The 19,921-nt window shown below is 64.1% G+C and carries 17 protein-coding genes and 2 pseudogenes; 4 read left to right on the forward strand and 15 right to left on the reverse strand.

Annotation, left to right across the window (positions count from 1 at the left end; genetic code table 11):
* Positions 1-69: 69 nt before the first annotated feature.
* The 10 genes and pseudogenes from Mame_RS02210 to Mame_RS02255 all read right to left on the reverse strand — a co-directional run.
* Positions 70-603 (reverse strand): annotated as a pseudogene (locus Mame_RS02210) (hydantoinase B/oxoprolinase family protein); the annotation flags it as partial.
* A 23-nt stretch (positions 604-626) separates the two neighbouring features.
* A pseudogene (locus Mame_RS02215) lies at positions 627-879 on the reverse strand (transposase); the annotation flags it as partial.
* A 134-nt stretch (positions 880-1,013) separates the two neighbouring features.
* On the reverse strand, positions 1,014-2,459 hold the full coding sequence (locus Mame_RS02220; RefSeq protein ID WP_018064559.1) for a carboxylesterase family protein: 1,446 nt from the start codon (positions 2,457-2,459) through the stop codon (positions 1,014-1,016).
* Complete coding sequence (locus Mame_RS02225; RefSeq protein WP_018064558.1) at positions 2,456-3,394, reverse strand: ABC transporter ATP-binding protein; 939 nt, start codon at positions 3,392-3,394, stop codon at positions 2,456-2,458. The genes Mame_RS02220 and Mame_RS02225 overlap by 4 nt, the downstream gene beginning before the upstream one ends.
* Positions 3,391-4,371, reverse strand: coding sequence for an ABC transporter ATP-binding protein (locus Mame_RS02230; protein ID WP_018064557.1), 981 nt, complete (start codon positions 4,369-4,371; stop codon positions 3,391-3,393). The genes Mame_RS02225 and Mame_RS02230 overlap by 4 nt, the downstream gene beginning before the upstream one ends.
* Positions 4,368-5,312, reverse strand: coding sequence for an ABC transporter permease (locus tag Mame_RS02235; RefSeq protein ID WP_018064556.1), 945 nt, complete (start codon positions 5,310-5,312; stop codon positions 4,368-4,370). Before Mame_RS02235 ends, Mame_RS02230 begins: the two co-directional genes overlap by 4 nt.
* A gap of 1 nt (position 5,313) precedes the next feature.
* On the reverse strand, positions 5,314-6,213 hold the full coding sequence (locus Mame_RS02240; RefSeq protein ID WP_018064555.1) for an ABC transporter permease: 900 nt from the start codon (positions 6,211-6,213) through the stop codon (positions 5,314-5,316).
* Between the two features lies 1 nt (position 6,214).
* Complete coding sequence (locus Mame_RS02245) at positions 6,215-7,783, reverse strand: ABC transporter substrate-binding protein (protein ID WP_018064554.1); 1,569 nt, start codon at positions 7,781-7,783, stop codon at positions 6,215-6,217.
* A 41-nt stretch (positions 7,784-7,824) separates the two neighbouring features.
* The gene (locus Mame_RS02250) at positions 7,825-8,163 is read right to left on the reverse strand and encodes an AtuA-related protein (RefSeq protein WP_018064553.1); all 339 of its coding nucleotides are present in this window, start codon (positions 8,161-8,163) and stop codon (positions 7,825-7,827) included.
* Positions 8,160-9,527: an acyclic terpene utilization AtuA family protein gene (locus Mame_RS02255; protein ID WP_018064552.1), complete on the reverse strand. Its 1,368-nt coding sequence runs from the start codon at positions 9,525-9,527 to the stop codon at positions 8,160-8,162. The genes Mame_RS02250 and Mame_RS02255 overlap by 4 nt, the downstream gene beginning before the upstream one ends.
* A gap of 122 nt (positions 9,528-9,649) precedes the next feature.
* Here Mame_RS02255 and Mame_RS02260 point away from each other — a divergent pair, with 122 nt between their 5' ends.
* Positions 9,650-10,315: a GntR family transcriptional regulator gene (locus Mame_RS02260; protein ID WP_162141084.1), complete on the forward strand. Its 666-nt coding sequence runs from the start codon at positions 9,650-9,652 to the stop codon at positions 10,313-10,315.
* A gap of 75 nt (positions 10,316-10,390) precedes the next feature.
* Here Mame_RS02260 and Mame_RS02265 read toward each other — a convergent pair whose 3' ends face one another.
* From Mame_RS02265 to Mame_RS02285, 5 genes are all read right to left on the reverse strand, one after another.
* Positions 10,391-11,506 carry an HPP family protein gene (locus Mame_RS02265; protein ID WP_236953508.1) on the reverse strand — a complete coding sequence of 372 codons (1,116 nt, stop codon included), beginning with the start codon at positions 11,504-11,506 and terminating at the stop codon, positions 10,391-10,393.
* Between the two features lie 385 nt (positions 11,507-11,891).
* Positions 11,892-12,851, reverse strand: a complete 960-nt coding sequence (locus tag Mame_RS02270) for a sugar-binding transcriptional regulator (protein ID WP_026173895.1) — start codon at positions 12,849-12,851, stop codon at positions 11,892-11,894.
* A gap of 42 nt (positions 12,852-12,893) precedes the next feature.
* On the reverse strand, positions 12,894-14,357 hold the full coding sequence (locus tag Mame_RS02275) for an FGGY family carbohydrate kinase (protein ID WP_018067218.1): 1,464 nt from the start codon (positions 14,355-14,357) through the stop codon (positions 12,894-12,896).
* Between the two features lies 1 nt (position 14,358).
* A complete protein-coding gene (locus tag Mame_RS02280; protein WP_018067217.1) occupies positions 14,359-15,318 on the reverse strand; it encodes a transketolase family protein in 960 nt (319 codons plus the stop codon).
* Complete coding sequence (locus Mame_RS02285) at positions 15,315-16,136, reverse strand: transketolase (protein ID WP_018067216.1); 822 nt, start codon at positions 16,134-16,136, stop codon at positions 15,315-15,317. Before Mame_RS02285 ends, Mame_RS02280 begins: the two co-directional genes overlap by 4 nt.
* A gap of 238 nt (positions 16,137-16,374) precedes the next feature.
* Between Mame_RS02285 and Mame_RS02290 the strand changes: the two genes are divergently transcribed.
* From Mame_RS02290 to Mame_RS02300, 3 genes are all read left to right on the forward strand, one after another.
* On the forward strand, positions 16,375-17,349 hold the full coding sequence (locus Mame_RS02290) for an ABC transporter permease (RefSeq protein ID WP_412768653.1): 975 nt from the start codon (positions 16,375-16,377) through the stop codon (positions 17,347-17,349).
* Between the two features lie 87 nt (positions 17,350-17,436).
* Positions 17,437-18,372, forward strand: a complete 936-nt coding sequence (locus Mame_RS02295) for a substrate-binding domain-containing protein (protein ID WP_018067214.1) — start codon at positions 17,437-17,439, stop codon at positions 18,370-18,372.
* Between the two features lie 37 nt (positions 18,373-18,409).
* Positions 18,410-19,903 (forward strand): sugar ABC transporter ATP-binding protein, encoded by a 1,494-nt coding sequence (locus Mame_RS02300; protein ID WP_018067213.1) that lies wholly within the window; start codon positions 18,410-18,412, stop codon positions 19,901-19,903.
* Positions 19,904-19,921: the final 18 nt, after the last annotated feature.

Genomic DNA, 19,921 nt, shown 5'->3' on the forward strand with positions numbered 1-19,921 from the left:
CGGATACGATGCGTCCGCCACAACGCGACGTCAGGAAGCCGGCGAGGGCAGGAGGCAAGCGCGGGCGTCTCAAACGGCGTGCATCATCCTCGAGCGCAGACGCTGCGTCCCGGCCTCATCGAGAGACATGTCCTCTCGTAGCGCGACCCCAAAAAGCCGGGCGGCCTGCTCGCATGTGAAGTAACCGAGCAGGACATCCTTCCTGACCGCCTGCGGGTCGCGCTCGAAGGCGGGGCCGTAGCCGCCACCACCGGGCGTGTCGACGCGCACGCGGTTGCCGGCCTTCAGCGGCAGGTCCTGCTCCTTGGTGATGTGTTCGGGGCGATGGACAACGCCGTCGCGGATGACCTCGATGCTGCCGGTGCCGCCATCGCTGCCGCCGAGCGCGCCTTGCGGGCCGAATCGGCCATGATCCATGGCGAAGGAAGCGCGCGCATCGCCGCGCAGAAGCTCGACCTCGTAGGAAAGGCCGAAGCCACCGCGCTGCCTGCCGGCGCCGCCGGAACCTTCATGCAAGGCATATTTGCGGAACAGAACCGGAAACACCTGTTCGGTGATTTCAACCGGCGCGGATTTCGAGATGCCGATCGTCGAACAGCCATTGTTGCTCAATGTCGTCAGTTGTTTCCCAGGAGGTCCTTCAGCACGACATTGTCGAGCATCGTGTCAGCCAGTAGCCGCTTGAGCTTGGCGTTCTCGTCTTCCAAAGCCTTGAGACGGGCGGCTTCAGAAACCTCCATGCCACCATACTTGGCCTTGAACTTATAACAACTTGCCGGGCTGAGACCGTGCTTGCGGCAGATCGAACGTCGGAAGACCGGCTTCCTGTTGCTTGATTATCCCAATAATCTGCGCCTCGGTGAAACGGCTCTTTCGCATAAATCTGCTCCATATGATTGAGCGAACTCTACATCAAAACGCGGGACCATGCGGGTGCAGGTAAGTCGGCCGGGATGCGATCTCCGCCGCACTCCAAACGGTGTATGGGGCCTCCCTGGCGGCGGGCGAGAGGTTCAGCCGCCGTCTGGGCTGCCCCATAATTGGCGGAAGGCCTCCGCGCCGAAACATGGCCAGCCCGGGTCGCCGTTGCGCGCATAGCTGAGAAGGGCGCCGGACATGGAGCGGGCGAGAGCGGGGGCATCCCCGTTCCCACGGACAAGAGGGAAACGATCCGTGCTGTCGAAGACGAAGGGTTCGTCGAAACCGTGGGCGGCGCCGAGGCAGGCGTTTTCGCCGGGCGGGGACCAGCGGAATTCGTAGCCATAGCCGGTTCCGCCAGTGTCGCGATGGACGGCGAGCATGGCGATGGCCGGATCGCGGTAAATGGTGCGCGACAGGAAGATTTCCTCGTATTCGCTGAAGCCTGCGCCCGGCCGTTCGTTTTCCAGCATGACGAGCCTCTGCTCGGCATCGTCGGGAAAGAACAGCCCGATGGTGCGCAGCACGCCGGCGCGATCCTTCACCGCCGGCATCACGCCCATGGCATACCACATCCGCGCCTCGTCGCGGGTCCAGCCGGCCACGATGCCGTGATCCTTGAAACGGCCCGAGGCGAGGCCTTCCATCGGGTGGCGGGCGAGGCTTGCGCCATCGAGCACGATGCCGAATGTCCGCCCGCCCGGCGCATTGCGCTCGCCGAGATGGGTTGCCAGCACCGCGCCCTGCAGCCGGAGAATGTCGTCGATGCCGATCGCCTCAAGGGCGGCCTCATCGCCCGGCGCAATGCCGGCGCGGGCGAGAAAATCGGCGGCCATGTCGGTCGCCGTGTCGGGGTCGATGATCCGGCTCGCCGGCCCGCTCATTACCCAGACGCGGCGAAACAGGTCGGCCACGCCATCGACGCCGAACAGCGCCGAAATGGTGAACGCCCCGGACGACATGCCCGCGAGCGTGACATTGTCCGGATCGCCGCCGAAGGCCGCAATATTGTCGCGCACCCATTCAAGCGCCGCGATGAAATCGAGCATGCCGCGATTGGCGGTGGCGTAGTCCGGGCCGAAGGCTTTTGCGAGATGCAGGAAGCCGGGCGCGCCAACGCGCATATTGGGGCGCACCAGCACGACATCACCGCGGGCGACGAAGCCGGGCTCATCGTGGAACGTCCCCTGCCCTGCCCCCGACTGAAATCCGCCGCCAAAGGCATGGACGATGACAGGCCGCTTTGCCCCATCGATCGCCGGCGTCCAGACGTTGAGATTGAGGCAATCCTCGCCGGTCTGAAAACCAGCGCCGCGCGGCGCCCATGCGGGCCGTTCGTGCAGCTGTTGCGGCGGGGCGAAGCCGGGTTGGCGGGCATCGATATCGCCCTCGTTTTCGATCCCTTGCGGCGGGCGGAAGCGCAATGGGCCGAGCGGCGGCGCGGCGTAGCGGATATTCATAAACCGCGCGGCGCTGCCGTCGTCAAGCCCATGATAGGTCGCCTTTCGGCTGACTGCTGAAATTGCCCTGTCGGTGCTCATGCCGCCCTCTCTTCCAGAAGATGACAGGCCGCGCGCTGGCCGCCGCCGGTCTCGTGCATCGCCGGCGCTTCGCGGGTGCAGCGGTCGAAGGCGAGCGGACAGCGGGTGCGAAACGCGCAGCCCGAGGGAATGGCATGCGCGCTCGGGATCTCGCCGGAAAGCCGCGCACGCTTTTCCTGACCCTTGCCGGGCACGGAATCGAGCAGCGCTTTCGTATAGGGATGTGCCGGCGCGCCGTAGACGCGCGCGCTCGGGCCCTGTTCGACGATCTCGCCGAGATACATCACCGCGATCTCGTCGCACATGAACCGGACCACCCGCAAATCGTGGGAGATGAACAGCATGGTGGTATTGTGGCGATCCTGAAGGTCGCGCATCAGGTTCAGCACCTGCGCCTGAACCGAGACGTCGAGGGCCGAGACCGGCTCGTCGGCAACGATCAGTTCGGGATTGGTGGCAAGAGCGCGGGCAATCGCGATGCGCTGGCGCTGACCGCCGGAAAACTCGTGCGGAAACCGGTCGAGTGCGGCCTGCGGCAGGCTGACCTCGTCGAGCAGCCGGGCTGCGGTACGCACGCGCTCATCCGGCGTGCCGACGCCGTGGACGAGCTGCGGCTCAACCAGCGTCTCGCGCACCGACATGCGCGGATTGAGCGAGCCGAACGGGTCCTGGAAGATCATCTGCATATGCCGCCGTTCGGCGCGCAGCGCGGCCGCGCCGAGTTTCGACAGGTCGCGCCCGCGAAAGCGGATTTCGCCCGATGTCGGCTCGATCAGCCGCAGCACCAGCCGGGCGGTGGTCGACTTGCCGGAGCCGGATTCGCCGACAAGGCCGAAAGTGCTGCCCTTGGGAATCGCAAGGTCGACGCCGCGCACGGCCTGGACCGCGCTGAAACTTTTCGAAAGGCCGGTGACGTTCAGGAGAGGTTCGCTCATGCCTGTTCCTCCATCGGATGCCAGCACCGGGCTTCGGTCGCACGTTTCGGTTCAAGCCGCGGCCGTTCGAGACAGGCCGCGTCGGCGCGCGCGCAGCGTGGCGCGAACCGGCAGCCTTCCGGCCACTGGCCGACCGGCGGCACGGTTCCGGGAATCGGCGTCAGCCGGTCGCGGAGATCGTCATCGGCGGGCACGGCGGCGAGCAGGCCACTGGTATAGGGATGCTCGGGTTTGCGGACGATGTCCGCCGCCCTGCCCCGCTCGGCCACGTCGCCGGCATACATCACCACCGCCCGGTCGCAGAAATCGCCGACGACTTCGAGGTCATGGGTGATGAACAGCATGCCGAGCGATAGCTCGCGGCGCATGTCGTCGAGAAGGTCCAGCACCTGCGCCTGAATGGTGACGTCGAGCGCCGTCGTCGGCTCGTCGGCGATGACAAGCGAGGGGCCGCAGGAGATCGCCAGCGCGATCATCACCCGCTGGCGCATGCCGCCGGAAAGCTGGTGGACATAGCCCTTCAGGATGTCGCGCGGGCGCGGAATGCCGACGCGGTCCAGCAGTTCGGCGGCGCGATCCGTCGCCGCCGCGCGGCCAAGGCCGAGATTGTGGCGGATGGAATCCGTCATCTGCCGGCCGATGGTAAGCGTCGGGTGCAGGGCCGTCATCGGCTCCTGAAAGATGAAGCCCATATGCCGGCCGCAGAGCGCGCGGCGCTTTTTCGGCGGCAGGTCGGAAATCACCTGACCGTTGAGCGTGATCCGGCCGCTGATCTCGGCATTGTCGGGCGCAATTCCCATCACCGCGCTGGCGGTGACAGATTTGCCGCAGCCGGATTCGCCGACCAGCGCCACGGCCTCACCCTGGCGCACGTCAAATGAGACGTCGGTGATGATCGGCAGCAGGCCGTTCGGGGTGCGGAAGGACAGGTTGAGGCCCTCGACATCGAGGACGACGGGAAGTGTTGTCTCGGTCATTGGTAGCGTATCCGCGGGTCGAGCCAGGCATAGACGATATCGATCGCCAGATTGAGAACGGCGAGCACCAGCGAGATCGTCAGCACGCCCCCCTCCACCAGCGGATAGTCGCGGCGGCCGACGGCCTCGACCAGCATGCGGCCAAGGCCCGGCAGGGCGAAGATGATCTCGATCGCCACCGCGCCGCCGAGCATATAGCCCGCCGAAAGGCCGGCCACGGTCACCACCGGGATCGATGCCGTGCGCATCGCATACTGGCCGATGACCTTGCTTTCCGGCAGGCCCTGGGCGCGGGCGGTGGTGATATAGGGCTCGTTCAGCACGTCGAGCATGGAGGAGCGCATCATCCGGGTCATCAGCGCGGACTGCCGGATGCCGAGCGCCAATGCCGGCAGGAAGATGGTCGAGGCGAAGGCGATCAGCCCGGCGGACGGCGGATTGTAGCCCGCGACCGGAAACCAGCGCAGCGTCACCGCGAAGACGAAGATCAACAGCAGAGCGAACCAGAATTCCGGCAGCGAGATGCCGAGCACCGCCGAGGTGACGACGGCCCGGTCCACCGGCCTGTTGCGCTTCATCGCCGAGATCGTGCCAAGCGTGACGCCGAAGACGATGGCGAGCACCAGCCCGACGGCGGCAAGCTGGATGGTGACGGCGGCATAGGGCGGGATCACCTCCATCACCGGTTTGCGGAAGAAGATGGAATCGCCGAGATTGAGCGTCAGGATATCCTTCAGCCAGATGATGAACTGGGTCCAGATCGGCTGGTCGAGCCCGAGTTCGGCCCTGAGCGCGGCGATCTGCTCCGGCGTTGCCTGATCACCGAGCATCATGCCCGCCGGATCGCCCGGTGACAGCCGCAGCAGGAGGAAGACCAGGAGAAGCGGCACGAAGATGGTCGGCAGGATCATCAGGAAACGTTTTGCAAGATATCGCAGCATGTCAGCGCCTCCGTGCCAGGCGTGGATCGAGAATATCGCGCAGGCTGTCGCCGAGAAGATTGAGCGCGAGGATCGTCAGCATCAGCGCCAGCCCCGGAAACACCACGATCCAGGGCGCGGCGGCGATATAGTTGCGGGCCTCCGTCAGCGCGTTGCCCCAACTCAGTTCGCGCGGACCGATGCCGACGCCGATGAAGCTGAGCGCCGCCTCGCCGAGCACGGCGGCGGAAAAGATGAAGGACGCCTGCACCAGGATCGGCGAACTGACGGCCGGCAGGATGTAGCGGGTGAACAGCCGCAATGTGGGAACGCCGACGGCCCGCGCGGCCTCGATCATCTGCAGTTCGCGCACCACCAGAACCTGGCCGCGCACCACCCTGAGCGACGGCGCGATCAGCACGATCGACAGCGAGATGATGACGGTGCGGCTGGAGGGCCCGAGGATTGCGGCGGCCGCCGTTGCCAGCACGATGCCCGGAAACGCCATCAGCCCGTCGACGAACCGCATCAGCACCATGTCGACCTTTTGATAGAAGCCGGAGATCGCGCCGAAGATCACCGCGACGCTCATCGAGATCGCGGTGACGATCAGCCCCACGAGGAGCGATGTCCGCCCCCCGTAGAGAACCATCTTGAACATGTCGCGGCCGAGATTGTCGGTACCGAAGGGATGGGCGAAACCCGGCGGCTGGAACCGGTCCACCGGATTGATGCGCATCGGATTGCCGGGCGCGATTACAGGCGCGAGGATGGCACTGAGGCTGATGATGACCAGCAGCGCGATCGAGATCACCGCCGTTGGATTGGTTATCAGCCTGTGCCAGACGCTCCTGTTGGCGCTGGCGAACGTCTCGCGTTCGCCAATCTCCGGCTTTTCGATATCTGTCCCGGTCACGCTCATCTTAGCTCTGCGGCGGTGCGACGTTGTAGAGGTCGTAACCCCGGCTCGGCACGTTCGGCGCATTGCCGACGCCGCTGCGGATGCCGTACATATTGGCTTCCGTGCCGTATTTGATGAACGGGAACTGATCGTAGATCAGGGCATGGATCTTTTCGAAGATCGCCTTGCGCTCCTCGGGGTCGATGGTCGAGGCGATCTGCTGCATCAGTTCCATCTTTTCCGGATCGGTCCAGAAGCCCGGATAGCTCGGATTGAGATAGGCAATCGAGGTCGGGTCGACATAGGTCGGCAGGAAGCTCGAGAAAGCGTCCATGTCTTCCGGGTTGGCACGCGACTGGATGTAATTGGCCATCGGGCTTTCCACGAGTTCGACATTGATGCCGAAATCGGCGAGCTGCTGCTGGGCGACGACAGCGGTCAGATAATGTTTCTGATACTGCTCGGCCGCGACCAGCCAGCGGATCGGCTCGCCGTTATAGTCGGATGCGTCGAGATATTTCTTGACCAGATCCGACTTCGGTGTGCCGAAACCGTCGGGAACGCCAGCCTTGGTGTACCAGAACGAATTCGGGTCCGGGATCCAGCTCGGATCGAGCGTGTAGAATTCCGGATTGCCGACCGAGGCCAGCATGATCGGGTCCATTTCCAGCGCATAATAGATCGCGCGGCGCAGATTGACGTCGGCTGCCGGGCCCTGCTTGGTGTTGAACACCGCGGTGAGCGACTGGTTGTTTGGCACCACCACGGCCTCAGTGCCGGGATCGGCCTGCAGCGCGTCGTAGAAATCGGTCGGCAGTTCATAGGCGATGTCGATCTGGCCGGTCAGCAGCGCATCGCGGCGCACGGACGGCTCCGGCATCAGCATCAGGTCGATTTCATCGGCATAGGCGTGCTTCTTGCCGGTAAAGGCCGAGGACGGCTCCTCGCGGGCCTGGTAATCGTCCCAGCGGGTCAGCACCGCGCCGCGATCGGGCTGGTAGCTCGTCAACTGGTAGGGGCCGGTGCAATCGAGCCCGGTGGTCGCCTGTGTCGCGGACGCGCCTTCGAGCGACTTGGCGGACATGATTGCCGCCTGGGCGCTGGCAATCAGGCCGGGCACGATCGCGGTCGGCGTGTTGAGATTAAAGCGGATGGTTGTGTCGTCGACCGCTTCGATCGATGCGGTGGCGTTCTTCAGGGCGGCGCCGATGCCGGCGGAGTCCCTGTAGCGATTGAGCGAGGCGACGACATCCGCCGAGGTCAGCGGCGCGCCGGAGTGGAACTTCAGGTCCGGGCGCAGCGTGACCGTCAGTGTCTTGCCGTCGTCGCTATATTCGAAACTGTCGGCCAGCATCGGCTGGGGCGTCCAGCTCTCGTCAATCGCGAACAGCCCTTCGCAGGCGATGGTGGCGGTCATCCAGTTGACGCCGAATGTGGTCACCACCGGGTCCGGCGACGGCGCCATCTGCGAGATCGCGGCGCGCAGCGTCCCGCCCTGCGGGTAATCCTGAGCTTTAGCGCCGGCAACGCCGACGCCGGCGGCGACGCCGCACAGCAGCAGCGTCTTGGTGGTTTTTGTCCAGAATGCCATTTCGGTTCTCCTCCCTTTGCCCTTCACGGGCCGTTAAATTGCTATGCCGGCACCGTTTCGGTCGGCAGCCGGATCTCAAGCCCCAGCACCAGAAACGACAGGCATTTTCCATGCGTGTCTGTCGAAAGGCTTGCATTGACGCCGCCTTCCAGCGCGTCGTCGATGACGAAGTTCAGCGCGTTGAGGCGCGGCAGTTCGTAACGCTTTACCCGGGTTGCGCCGCGATGGGCGAAAAGGGCCGCAACCCGTTCCTCGGTGACCTGTTCCAGCAGCACGTCCCAGTGCCGCGCCTCATAGGCGATCACATTGACGTTCAACCGGTTGCCCTTGTCGCCGGAGCGGCCGTGCGCGATCTGGTGAAGCGTGACGGTTTGGCTCATGCGGTTTCCTCGCCGAGAAAGAAAAACGACGGCGTCACCAGCGCGCGCGGGGCCAGATAGGAAAGCGTGCGCACGCGCGGGCGCACGCTCTGGCGGACGCCCCCGCCCCCGGCCGGCCCGCAGCAGTAAAGCGCGTTGACGTCGGCGACGGCGCGTTCAACCGCCTTGCGGTCCTCGCCGTCAAAGGCAAAGCGGACGCGGTAATCGCCGTCCGGCCCGCCGGTGAACTGCGACAGCATGACGCCGGAATCGGCGTCGAACACGCTGACCGTGCCGAAAATATCCGAGCGCATCCGCACATCGAGCCCCAGGAGAGCGATCCGCTCGCGGATCGTCTGTTGCGCGAGGCGCGCGCGATTGAGCGCATTCGGCCCGGCATAGGAAATCTCGGCCTCGCCGAAGAAATCGCCGTGATAGCTGACCGTGACCTTGAGCTTTTCCGGCGCCGCCCTGCCCCGCGCGCCTTCGACCCGGACCCGGTCCTCGCCGATCTGGCGCACGGTGACATCACTGATATCGAGCGTCACATCGGGCGTGAGGTAGGCCGACGGATCATGGATCTCGTAAAGAAGCTGTTCCTTGACCGTGCGTTCGCTGACGAGACCGCCAGTGCCGGCGGGCTTGGTGATTACGAAACTGCCGTCGGTCTCGACCTCGGCGATCGGAAAGCCGATCTCGGCCGGGCGCGGCACGTCCTTGAACCCCGGATCGGCGAAATAGCCGCCGGTGACCTGCGCGCCGCATTCCAACAGGTGGCCGGCGAGCGTGCCGGCTGCGATCCGGTCGAGATCGTTCCAGTCCCAGCCATAATGGGCAACGAGGGGGCCCAGCGCCAGCGCGGGATCGGCCACCCGGCCGGTGACCACGACATCGGCGCCGGAGGCAATCGCCTCGGCGATGGCGCGGGCGCCGATATAGGCGTTGACGGCGACGATCTCGCCGGAGAATTCAGCCAGGCGACCGTCACCATCCCAACGTTCGGCGGTGGCGATGTCCATCCGGCCGTGAAGGTCGTCGCCGGTGACGATGGCGATCTTCAGCCCGGCAATGCCCTGCCTGTCGGCCAGCGCGCGGATGGCGGCGGCTGCGGCCGGGGGATTGGCGGCGCCGAAATTGCCGACGATGGTAATGCCGGCTTCGTGGGCCGGGCGCAGGATCGGGGTGAGGATATCTTCAAGCAGCGGCTCGTAGCCGCGCGTGGCGTCCTGGCCTCTGGCGATCTGGCCGAGCGCGAGGGTGCGTTCGCCCAGCGTCTCGAACATGATCGCGCCACCCTCCCCTGCCGCGGCGATTTCCGCGACGACGGCGATGGCCGCATCCGCCCGATCGCCTGAAAAGCCCGCTCCACTGCCTATCCGATACACATCGTCCTCCCGTTTCCGGCGTTATCGTCATTATTATCGATAATGTCAACGATAATTGTGTTCCCTTGGGAATATGCTAATGTCGCCAGAGATTTGTGAATCGGGACTGGAGTGCGCGATACGTGTCTGAACAACCGAAAAACTGGGAGGATGTGCATCGCGAGTTGCAGCGCGAGATCATTTCCGGGCAGCGCCATCCGCGCGAGCGGCTGGTGGAGGATGAGATCATCGCGCGCACCGGCGCCACCCGGCACGCCGTCCGCCTCGCCTTTGCCGAACTGGAGAAAACCGGCCTCGTGGTGCGCGAGCGCAACAAGGGCGTCCATGTCCGCGATTATTCGATCCGCGAGATCGAGGAGCTATACGAAATCCGCGAATGCCTTGAATGCCAGGCGGCCCGGCACTTTACCCGCCCGGTTCCAGGCGAGACGATCGAAGCGCTCACCGAGATCGCCGGCCGTCACCGCGAGGCATCCCGCAAGCAGCAGTTCGGCGCGGTCTTCGAACTCAACAACAGATTTCACGAGACGCTCTACCGCGCATGCGGCAACCGCCAGCTTGCCGATGCCATCCAGCATTACACCTTCGCCACCCATCCCATCCGCACACGCGCCTTCACCAGCGGCGAAATCCGCGAGGTTGCGATCGCCGAGCATTTCGAAATGATCGATGCACTCGCCGTCGGCGATGCCGATCGGCTGTGGCGCATCATCGAAAGCCACATCCGCCGCCCGAAGGACTTCTATCTGAAAGCCAACGCCATCGGCGAATATGCCAGCATAGCCTGAGCCCTGCGTGGCAAGGATCTGCGCCGCAGCGGACCGCAGGAAAGCGTGGCCGGCGACCAAAAGCGGTCCGGGAAATTACGTCTCGCGTACAGCGCTTCGCGCCATCGCGGCGATAAGGTCTGTCCTTGTCACAATGCCGATGATGCGATCGTTCTCCAGCACCGGAACCGCGTCGACTTCTCCATCGGCCATCATTGGCAGCAGGGCGCTCAACGGGGTCGTTGCCGCCGCGCGCGGACCGCGCACCTGCATGACGTCCCGGGCAATTGTCGGCTTGATCTGTTCGCGACCGAGCATGTGCCGGAACGCGGGAATGAAGCTGCGATCGTGCTTCAAGCCCTCTCTCGCAGCCTGACTGATGAGGTGGATCTGAAAGATCACGCCCACGAATTCCCCGCCCGGTCCGACCACCGGAAGTGACGTGAACCTGTGGCGTTCGAACAGATCCGCAACCTCGAACAGCGTGGTGTCCGGACCGACCGTAATCAGATTGCGCGACATGATGTCGGTGACGGTCATGGCGCCGGTCTGATGGCTGGCTGCCTGCAGCTCTGCCGCTCCGATGAGCCTTGCCAGGTCTTCCACGCCCAGGTTCAGGGACTGCCGATACCGTTGCAGGATATCGACCAGCTCGGCCTCGCTCAGACCGAGGCGCTCGGCAGGCGGCTGATCGCTCGTTCCCTGGACATTCTGCTCCTCGAACTGCCGGAATGGGTATCGCCGTCCGGTCGTGCGCGCGTAGATCCAGGCGATGAGGACGAGAAGCGTTGTTCCGGTTGCCACGGGCGTGATGGCGAAACGAAACCCCAGTTCGTGGATGGCGTCGGGGCTCATGGCCGCGGTCATGGCGACAGCCCCGGCCGGCGGATGGACGGCGCGGGCGAGGCTCATGAGCGCGATTGCAATGCCCACAGCCAGGGCGATGCGGAGCGACGGCTCCGAAACGGTGAGACACACGGCAACGCCGACAATTGCGGCAAGCGTATTGCCGACGATTGCGGACCATGGCTGGGCCAACGGGCTGTTGGGCACCGCGAAGATCAGAACCGAAGTCGCGCCGAAGGGCGCCACGAGATAGAGCCCGAGCCTGAGATCCACCGTCGGCGCCAGAACGAACAGTCCCACGATGACAAGACCGAGCGTGGCGCCGAGACCCGCCCGGATGGATTCCCGCAGGGAAATGGGCGCCATCGCGGGCCCCATGGCCCGGATCAGACGCCCTGTGATTGTCATTGATTTCGTCATCGCAACCGAGCTTCATTCTACCGCGATCTGGACCAGATCGGTCTGGTCGTGCGATCGTTCTCCTCGTTATGGCGATGCAAACGGGTGTGCAACAGACCATGCCCAGCAAGTATCCCAACCACTGCACCTTCGGCTATGGTTCTGGCGCAAATTCCTTGTAACGACCGACATTTCAAATGAGGCCTGAACTTTTTCGACCAAAATGGGACCCGGGTCGATCGGCTGGAGATTTGAGTCAGCGGCTGGAGCGCAAAATCGAACAAAACAAGGCGAAAGCCGCGCCATCTGTTCATCTATCAGCTCCGCCCGTATCAGCGGCGGGAACGGCCGCTCAAGCTTGCGCTTCGAGCAGACGCTCGGCGGTGAACCTGTCGGTAATCAGAAGGTCGATGACGCCGGTTCTGAGCGCGCCGCGAATGGCTTCTGTCTTGGAGCGGCCGCCGGCAAGCGCGATGACGCGGTCGACCTTGGACAGTTCCTCGAGCGTCATGCCGATCACGCGATCGTGCAGCGGCGTCTTGACGAAACCGCCTTCGGCATTGAAGAAACGCAGGCTGATATCGCCGACGCCGCCGGCTTCGGCGACTTCGGCAAGCTCGCGCGAGGAGAACACGTTGCCGCTGCGCGCCAGCATGCCGGACGGCTCCATGGCGCCGATGCCGACGATCGCCAGCGTGATCCTGGAGAACAGCTCCATGGTCTGGCGCACATAGGTATCGCCGAGCAGCACCAGCTTGGCCTCCCGCGATTGCGCCACGCCCGGCGCGCTCAGAAGATGCGCCTCGGCGCCCGTCAGCCGCGCCAGCCGGGTCGTGAGCTGGTTGGCATGGATCTGGACCGTCGGATCGCCCATGCCGCCGAGCGTCTGCACCACGTAGCGGGCCTTGCCGGATTTCATGGGGTGAATATTGTCCACCATTCGTAGAATGGTTTCCGACCAGCTCGAAACCCCGATGATTTCGCCGGCCTGCAGCGTCGCTTCGAGAAAATGTGCCGCCGCCTCGCCGATCCGCGCCATGATCGCGCCATCGCGATCCTCCGAACACTCGACCACGATCGCCTCGGACAGGCCGAACCGGCTCCTGAGGCCGGATTCGAGTTCGGCATAGGTGCCGGAGGGGGCAACCACCGTTGTGCGGACGATCTCTTCTTCCTGCGCGCGCTTCAGCATGCGCGACACCGTCGCCTGCGAAATCCTGAGGTGTTTGGCGATTTCCGACTGACGCTGTCCCTCGATATGATACATCTGCGCCACGCGGGCGATCATCCGTAATTCGTTGAGGCGGGACATGGTCTCTGCTAGCTCGTCGTGGCTTGTGTGAATATTTATTCTCTACACGGCGAATGTGGTCCGGGCAATCGCTTTTGTCCATTCTCCAATAGAACGATCGCGCCTGTCGGCCGGCATGGAAGGCGCAATCTCAGGCTCGCGCCGGGCAAGGGCCGACAGTGCCTCCAGATCGGGCCAGAAGCCGACGGCGAGCCCTGCAAGATGCGCCGCGCCGATCGCCGACGCCTCGGCATTGCGGCACGGCGTGACCGGGCGATCGAGATAATCCGCGACGAGTTGCATCAGGAAGCGGTTGCGGCTCGGCCCGCCATCAACGGAAATCCGGCCGGCATGGCCGGCAGCCTCCGCCATGATTGCGTAGACGTCGCGCACCTGGAAGGCGAGGCTTTCGGCCGCGGCGCGGGCGATATGCGCCGGCCTGGAGGCGAACGAAAGGCCGCAGACGAGACCGCGCGCATCGGCATCCCAGTGCGGCGAGCCGAGCCCGACATGGGCGGGTACCAGCGCGACGCCGCCGGTATCCTCGACCGTTTCGGCAAGCACAAGCAACGCCTCGACGCTTTCGAGACCGAGCAACTCCGCCGTCCATGGAAAGATCGAGGCGCTGACCAGAATATTGCCCTCGAAGGCGAAGGTCGGGCGACCGGCGATCGACCAGGCGATGGTGGTGGTGATCCCGTCCGGCGGCACGATGTAGTCGGCAAGCGTCGTCATCACCGATGAGCCGGTCCCGAATGTCATCTTGCCGTCGCCGGTGGCAAAGGCGGCATGGCTGAACAGCGCCGCATGGCTGTCGCCGATGGCCGACGCTATTGGAAGGCCATCGGGAAGTACGCCGGCGTCTTTTGTGGCGGCAAAGATATGGGCGCTGTCGAACACGGAAGGCAGCATCTCGGGATCGACGCCGAAGAGCCTGCAGAGATCATCGTCCCAGCAACCTTCGGCGAGGTTGAAAAGCTGGGTGCGTGCGGCATTCGCTCGGTCGGTGGCATGGACACTGCCGCCGGAGAGCTTCCAGATCAGCCAGCTATCGACCGTGCCGATGCAGATGTCTCTTGCCGCACGTCCGTGATTGTCGAGCAGCCACGCGACCTTGGTTGCGGAAAACATCGGGTCGAGCGGCAGGCCGGTGCGGGCGATGACATCGGCCTCGTGGCCGGCCTCGCGCAACGCCCTGCAGGCGTCGGCCGTGCGGCGGCACTGCCAGCTGATGACAGGACCAAGAGGGCGGCCGGTATTGCGGTCCCAGATCAGGATCGATTCCCGCTGATTGGAAATGCCGAGCGCGACGATTTCGGTCTCCGGCGCCTTCTTGAGGCATTCGGCAATCGCGGTGGCGGTTGCCTGCCAGATAGCCTCGGCATCCTGTTCGACCCAGCCGGATTTCGGATGGCTGATGGGCACGGGGGCCGAGGCGCTGGCGATGATGTCGCCGGCATGGGAGACCAGCACCGCCTTGGAATTGGTGGTGCCCTCGTCGATCGCCAGGATCGCCTTGCCCGTCATGTCATCCCTTCCGTGCGATCAGAGCTTCGGCGCTTTCGGCGATCGCTTCAGGCGCCATGCCGAAATCGTCCAGCAGCGTGTTGGCCGAACCGGTATGGGCGAAAACGCCCGGCACGCCAAGCCGTTTCATCGGCACGGGCGCGGCGTCGACCACCACTTCGGCGACGGCGCTGCCCAGCCCGCCGAAGATCGTATGCTCCTCGCAGGTCAGGATCGCGCCGGTCTCACGGGCCGCGGCGATGATTGCATCCTCGTCGATCGGACGCACGCTTGCCATGTTAAGCACGCGGGCGGCAATGCCGCGCTCTTCAAGGAGTGCGGCGGCCAGCACCGCCCGGTGAGTCAGAACCCCGTTGGCAATGATAGTGAGGGCCTCGCCGTCGCGCAGCATGTCGGCCTGGCCGAGTTTGAACTGATGGCCTTCCGGAAGCAGGTCCGGCACGCCGACGCGGCTCAGTCGCAGGAAGCAACCGCCCTGGTGTTCGGCAGCCCAGCGAATGACGGCGGCAGTCTCGATGCGGTCGGCGGGCGCAATCACCGGAACGTTGGGAAGCGCGCGGATCCAGGCGAAATCCTCGATCGAATGGTGGGTCGGGCCGAGTTCGCCATAGGCCATGCCGGAGGAGATGCCAACAAGCTTCACATTTGTCTCGGAATAGGCGACATCGGCCTTGATCTGCTCCAGCGCGCGCCCGGTCAGGAACGGGGCTGCGGCGCAGACGAACGGGATCTTGCCGCCATTGGCGAGACCCGCGCCGACGCCGACCATGTTCTGCTCGGCAATGCCGACATTGATCAACCGTTCGGGAAATTTCTCGCCGAAGCCGCCGAGCTTGGAGGAGCCGACGGAATCATTGCAGACGGCGACGATGTTGCCGTCCTTTGCCGCCAGTTGCTCCAGCGTCTCGGTAAAGGCGTTGCGGCAGTCGTGCAGTTTCGCGGTTTCGAACGGCATGTTCATCGGATGGCCTCCTCGAGTTCGGCCATGGCCTGGCGGTATTGTTCTTCATTCGGCACCTTGTGGTGCCAGGCGACATTGTCGGACATGAAGGAGATGCCATGTCCCTTGTTGGTGTGGGCGACGATGCATTTCGGTCTACCGGGGGTGACGGCATCGGCAGAAAGCGCGCGGCAGATCGCCTCCATGTCATGGCCGTCGATTTCTTCAACAGCCCAGCCGAAAGCTTCGAGCTTCGGCGCAAACGGCGCGATATTATTGGTGTCGGCCAGCCGCGCACCTTGCTGCAGGCGGTTGTGGTCGATGATCAGCGTCAGGTTGTCGAGGCTAAAATGGGCGCCGGCCATGATCGCCTCCCAGTTGGAGCCCTCCTGCATTTCGCCGTCGCCGGTGATGACGAAGGTGCGCCAGCTGGCCCTGTCGAGCTTTGCCGCCTTCGCCATGCCGACGGCGACCGGAAGACCATGGCCGAGCGGCCCTGTATTGGTTTCGACGCCCGGAACCTTGACCCGGTTGGGGTGCCCGTTGAGCCGCGAGCGATGCTCCAGGAAGGTCGAAATCTCGTCCTTCGCGATGAAGCCCTTTTCAGAGAGCACAATGTAGAGCGCGAGCGCCGTATGGCCCTTTGAAAGAACCAGCCGGTCGCGCGCGGGATCGAGCGGGGCCGCGGGATCAACCTTCATTGTGTTGAAGTAGAGCGCGGTCAGGAGATCGGTGACGGACATTTCGCCGCCGACATGGCCGGCGCCGGCTTCGTAGACGGCCGTAACATCGCGGCGTCGGATGCGATTGGCGATAACGCGCAGTTCCTGGGGGTCCATATGTCACCTATGCATAATTATTCTCATACCATTAAACATGCGTAATTGGTCTTTGTCAAGATGGACTAGGGCCGCAAAGCCATGGCTGTCAGTTCAATCTCGCGGATACAATAAAGGAAAGAAAGGCCTCGCGAAGGCGATTTGCAATCCAGCCGCTGCTTGACAGGCCTAAATGCATCCGTTATGGATTTTCCATCAAGTGTGAATACATATGCGCATGGAGGAGGAAAACATGGCGATGACACAGGAGTCTCCTGCGCAGAAGCCGCGCCTTTCGGAGGTGGTATCGCTGTCGGGCGCGACCGGGCCGCTGATCGGTCTGGTGCTGCTGTGCATCTTCCTGACCTTCGCGACCGACTCGTTTCTGTCCTTCCGCAATTTCCTGAACATTCTCGACCAGATCACCGTGCTCGGCATCATGGCCGTGGGCATGACCTTCGTCATCCTGATCGGCGGCATCGATCTCTCCGTCGGTTCCGTGCTGGCGCTGGCGATGATGGTACTCGGCTATCTCAATGTCGAAGCCGGCATGCCGATGATCGTCGCCATCGCGGGCGCGCTCGCCGCGGCCGCGGTCTGCGGCATCGTTTCCGGGCTGATGATCACCGAATTCAAGGTGCCCGCCTTCATTGCCACGCTGGCGATGATGTCGGTCGCGCGCGGGCTCGCCAACATGATCACCAACGGCTCGCAGATCATCGGTTTCGCGCCCTGGTTCAACATGAGCGCGATCATCCGCTATGGCGGGTTCCTGACCATGACGGTCGCCGTCATGCTGGTGGTATTCGCGGTCGCGATCCTTTTCCTGCGCTATCGCCAGGGCGGCCGCGTGCTCTATGCGATCGGGGGCAATGCTGAAGTCGCGCGTCTTGCCGGCATCAATGTCCGCAGAACCACGATCCTGGTCTATACGAGCTGCGCGGCTCTGGCGGGCCTTGCCGGCGTACTTCTGGCCGCAAGGCTCGATTCCGTGCAGCCAAGCTCCGGCGTTTCCTACGAGCTCGATGCGATCGCGGCCGTGGTCATCGGCGGCACCAGCCTTTCGGGCGGATCGGGCGGCGTCGTCGGCACGATCATCGGCGTGCTGATCATCGGCGTGTTGCGCAACGGCCTCAACCTTCTGTCGGTCTCGCCGTTCCTGCAGGCCGTCATCATCGGCGCGGTCATCGTGCTGGCCGTCGCCGCCGAAACCTTCAAGCACAGGAGCAGGTAGATTTCGGCCGGTTCAGGCCGGCCAGACAATGGGCCCGAAACCGGGCTTCAACAGGGTTGAAAACCCAAACACCAGGAGGAGAATATCGTGAGAACCTACAAGAAAATCATCGCGGCTGCGCTTGCATCCGCAGCACTGGCCGGACCGGCGCTCGCCGACGACGTCAACAAGATCGGCCTGGCCGTGCCGAACCTGCAGGCCGACTTCTTCAACCAGATCAAGCTTGGCGTTGAAAACTACGGCAAGGAAAAGGGTATCGAGGTCATCGTGGTCGATGCCAAGAACGATACCGCGACCCAGGTCAGCCAGGTTCAGGACCTGATGACCCAGGGCATCGAAGCATTCATCTACATCCCCGCCGGCGCGGCAGCGGCCGCCGTCCCGACCCGCCTTGCCCGCGCTGAAGGCATTCCGGTGATCAATGTCGACCGCACGCCCGAAGGCGCGCCGGGCGATACCTTCATCGCCGGCGAAAGCGTCGAATCCGCCTATCAGGTCTGCAAGCACATCATCGATCTCGCCGGCGGCGAAGGCAAGATGGCGATGATCCACGGCCAGAAGGGCACGACGCCGGAAGTCGACCGCACCAAGGGCTGCATGCGCGCGATCGAGGAAAATCCGAACGTCGAGCTGGTCACCGAGCAGTGGAGCCAGATGTGGTCGCCGGATGAAGGCTTCTCAATCGCCCAGAACATGCTGCAGGCCCATCCGGATCTGAAGCTGATCTTCGGTCAGGCCGATGGTCTCGCCATGGGCGCGGCCAAGGCTGTCGACGTTGCAGGCCTCTCCGACCAGGTCATCATCGGCGGCTATGACGGCGACGTCGCGGCGCTCGAATATCTTGCCAAATGCGAAGGTCCGTTCGTGGCGACCGCCACCCAGAGCACCCAGATGATGGGCCGTCTTGCAGTCGATTCCGCGATCAAGGTTGCCGCCGGCGAGAGCGTGCCGGAGCGCCAGACGCCGAATGCGGTTCTGACCACCTGCGAGAATGCACCGCAGTTCGTCGAGAACCATCCGTAATCCTGCGGACGACGCGACATAGATAAAGGGCGGCGCCATGACGGAAAACGGCAAATCTCCAATCCTGTCCCTGAGGGGCATTCGCAAGTCCTATGGACCTGTCGAGGTGCTGCACGGGATCGATCTGGATATCCATGCCGGCGAAGTCGTGGCGCTGCTCGGCGAAAACGGCGCCGGTAAATCCACCGTTTCAAACGTCATCTCCGGAACGGTCCTCCCCTCGTCCGGCGCGATGACCTGGCAGGGCGCGGCCTACGCGCCCGCCAACCCGCGCGAGGCGATCGACGCCGGCGTCGGCATGATCCATCAGGAACTGCTGCTGCTGCCGCATCTGACGATCGCGGAAAACATTTTTGTCGGCCGCTATCCGATGAGGAACGGACGCGTCGACCGCGCCGAGATGAACCGGCGCGCCGAGCACGGCCTGCAACGGCTCGGCCTCAACATTTCGCCGCGCCGCAAGGTCGAGAACCTGTCGACGGCGAGCCAGCAGCTCATCGAGATCGCCAAGGCGCTGACGCTCAACGCGAAGCTCCTCATCCTCGACGAGCCGACCGCCGCGCTTGGCGGCGAGGAAACCCGGCTCCTGTTCAAGCAGATTGAGCGGCTGAAGGCCGAGGGCGTCGGGATCATCTATATTTCCCACCGGCTGGAAGAGATCAGGCAGATCGCCGACCGCATCGTGGTCATGCGCGACGGCGACAAGGTTCAGGAATTCGATACCGCCGACCTGCCGGTGCGCACCATTGTCGAAGCGATGGTTGGTCGCAGCATGGAACAGATGTTTCCGCCCCTGCACCAGCCCAGTGACGAGACCGTGCTGGAGGTCAAGGGCCTTTCGGGGCCGAGCGGACGGTTCAACGATGTGAGTTTCTCGGTCCGGCGCGGCGAAATCTTCGGCATAGCCGGCCTCGTCGGCGCGGGGCGCACCGAACTGGTGCGCGCCATTGCCGGCGCCGACCCGATCGCCGCCGGCACGATCACGCTGAACGGCGAGGACATCACCCCCGCCTCGCCGGCAGAGGCGATCGCCAACGGCATCGTGCTTGTGCCCGAGGACCGCAAGCTACAGGGCGTGATCCTCGATCATACGATCGCCGAGAATATCGCTTATTCGAATTTCGAGACGGTCGGCCGCGGCGGCTGGCTGAGCAGGAACCGTATCCGCGCCTTTGCCGACGACAATATCGCGAAGTTCGGGGTCAAGGGCAAAGGCCACCAGAAGGCCGGCGAGATGTCTGGCGGCAACCAGCAGAAGGTGGTGATCGCCAAATGGCTCGCGCGCAATCCGCGCGTCGTGCTGCTCGACGAGCCGACCCGGGGCATCGATGTCGGCGCGCGATCCTCGATCTATGAAATCATTCACGATCTTGCCGAAAACGGCGTCGCCGTGATCGTCGTCAGTTCCGATCTCGAGGAGGTGCTCGGCGTCTCCAACCGCATCCTCGTGATGGCGGCCGGACGGCAGACGGGTATTCTGGACCACAGCGAGGCCAATGACGTCTCGGTGATGGAACTGGCTACGGCCTGAAACATACAGGGAGTTCAC

This window comes from Martelella mediterranea DSM 17316 (assembly GCF_002043005.1).
GTDB lineage: Bacteria > Pseudomonadota > Alphaproteobacteria > Rhizobiales > Rhizobiaceae > Martelella > Martelella mediterranea.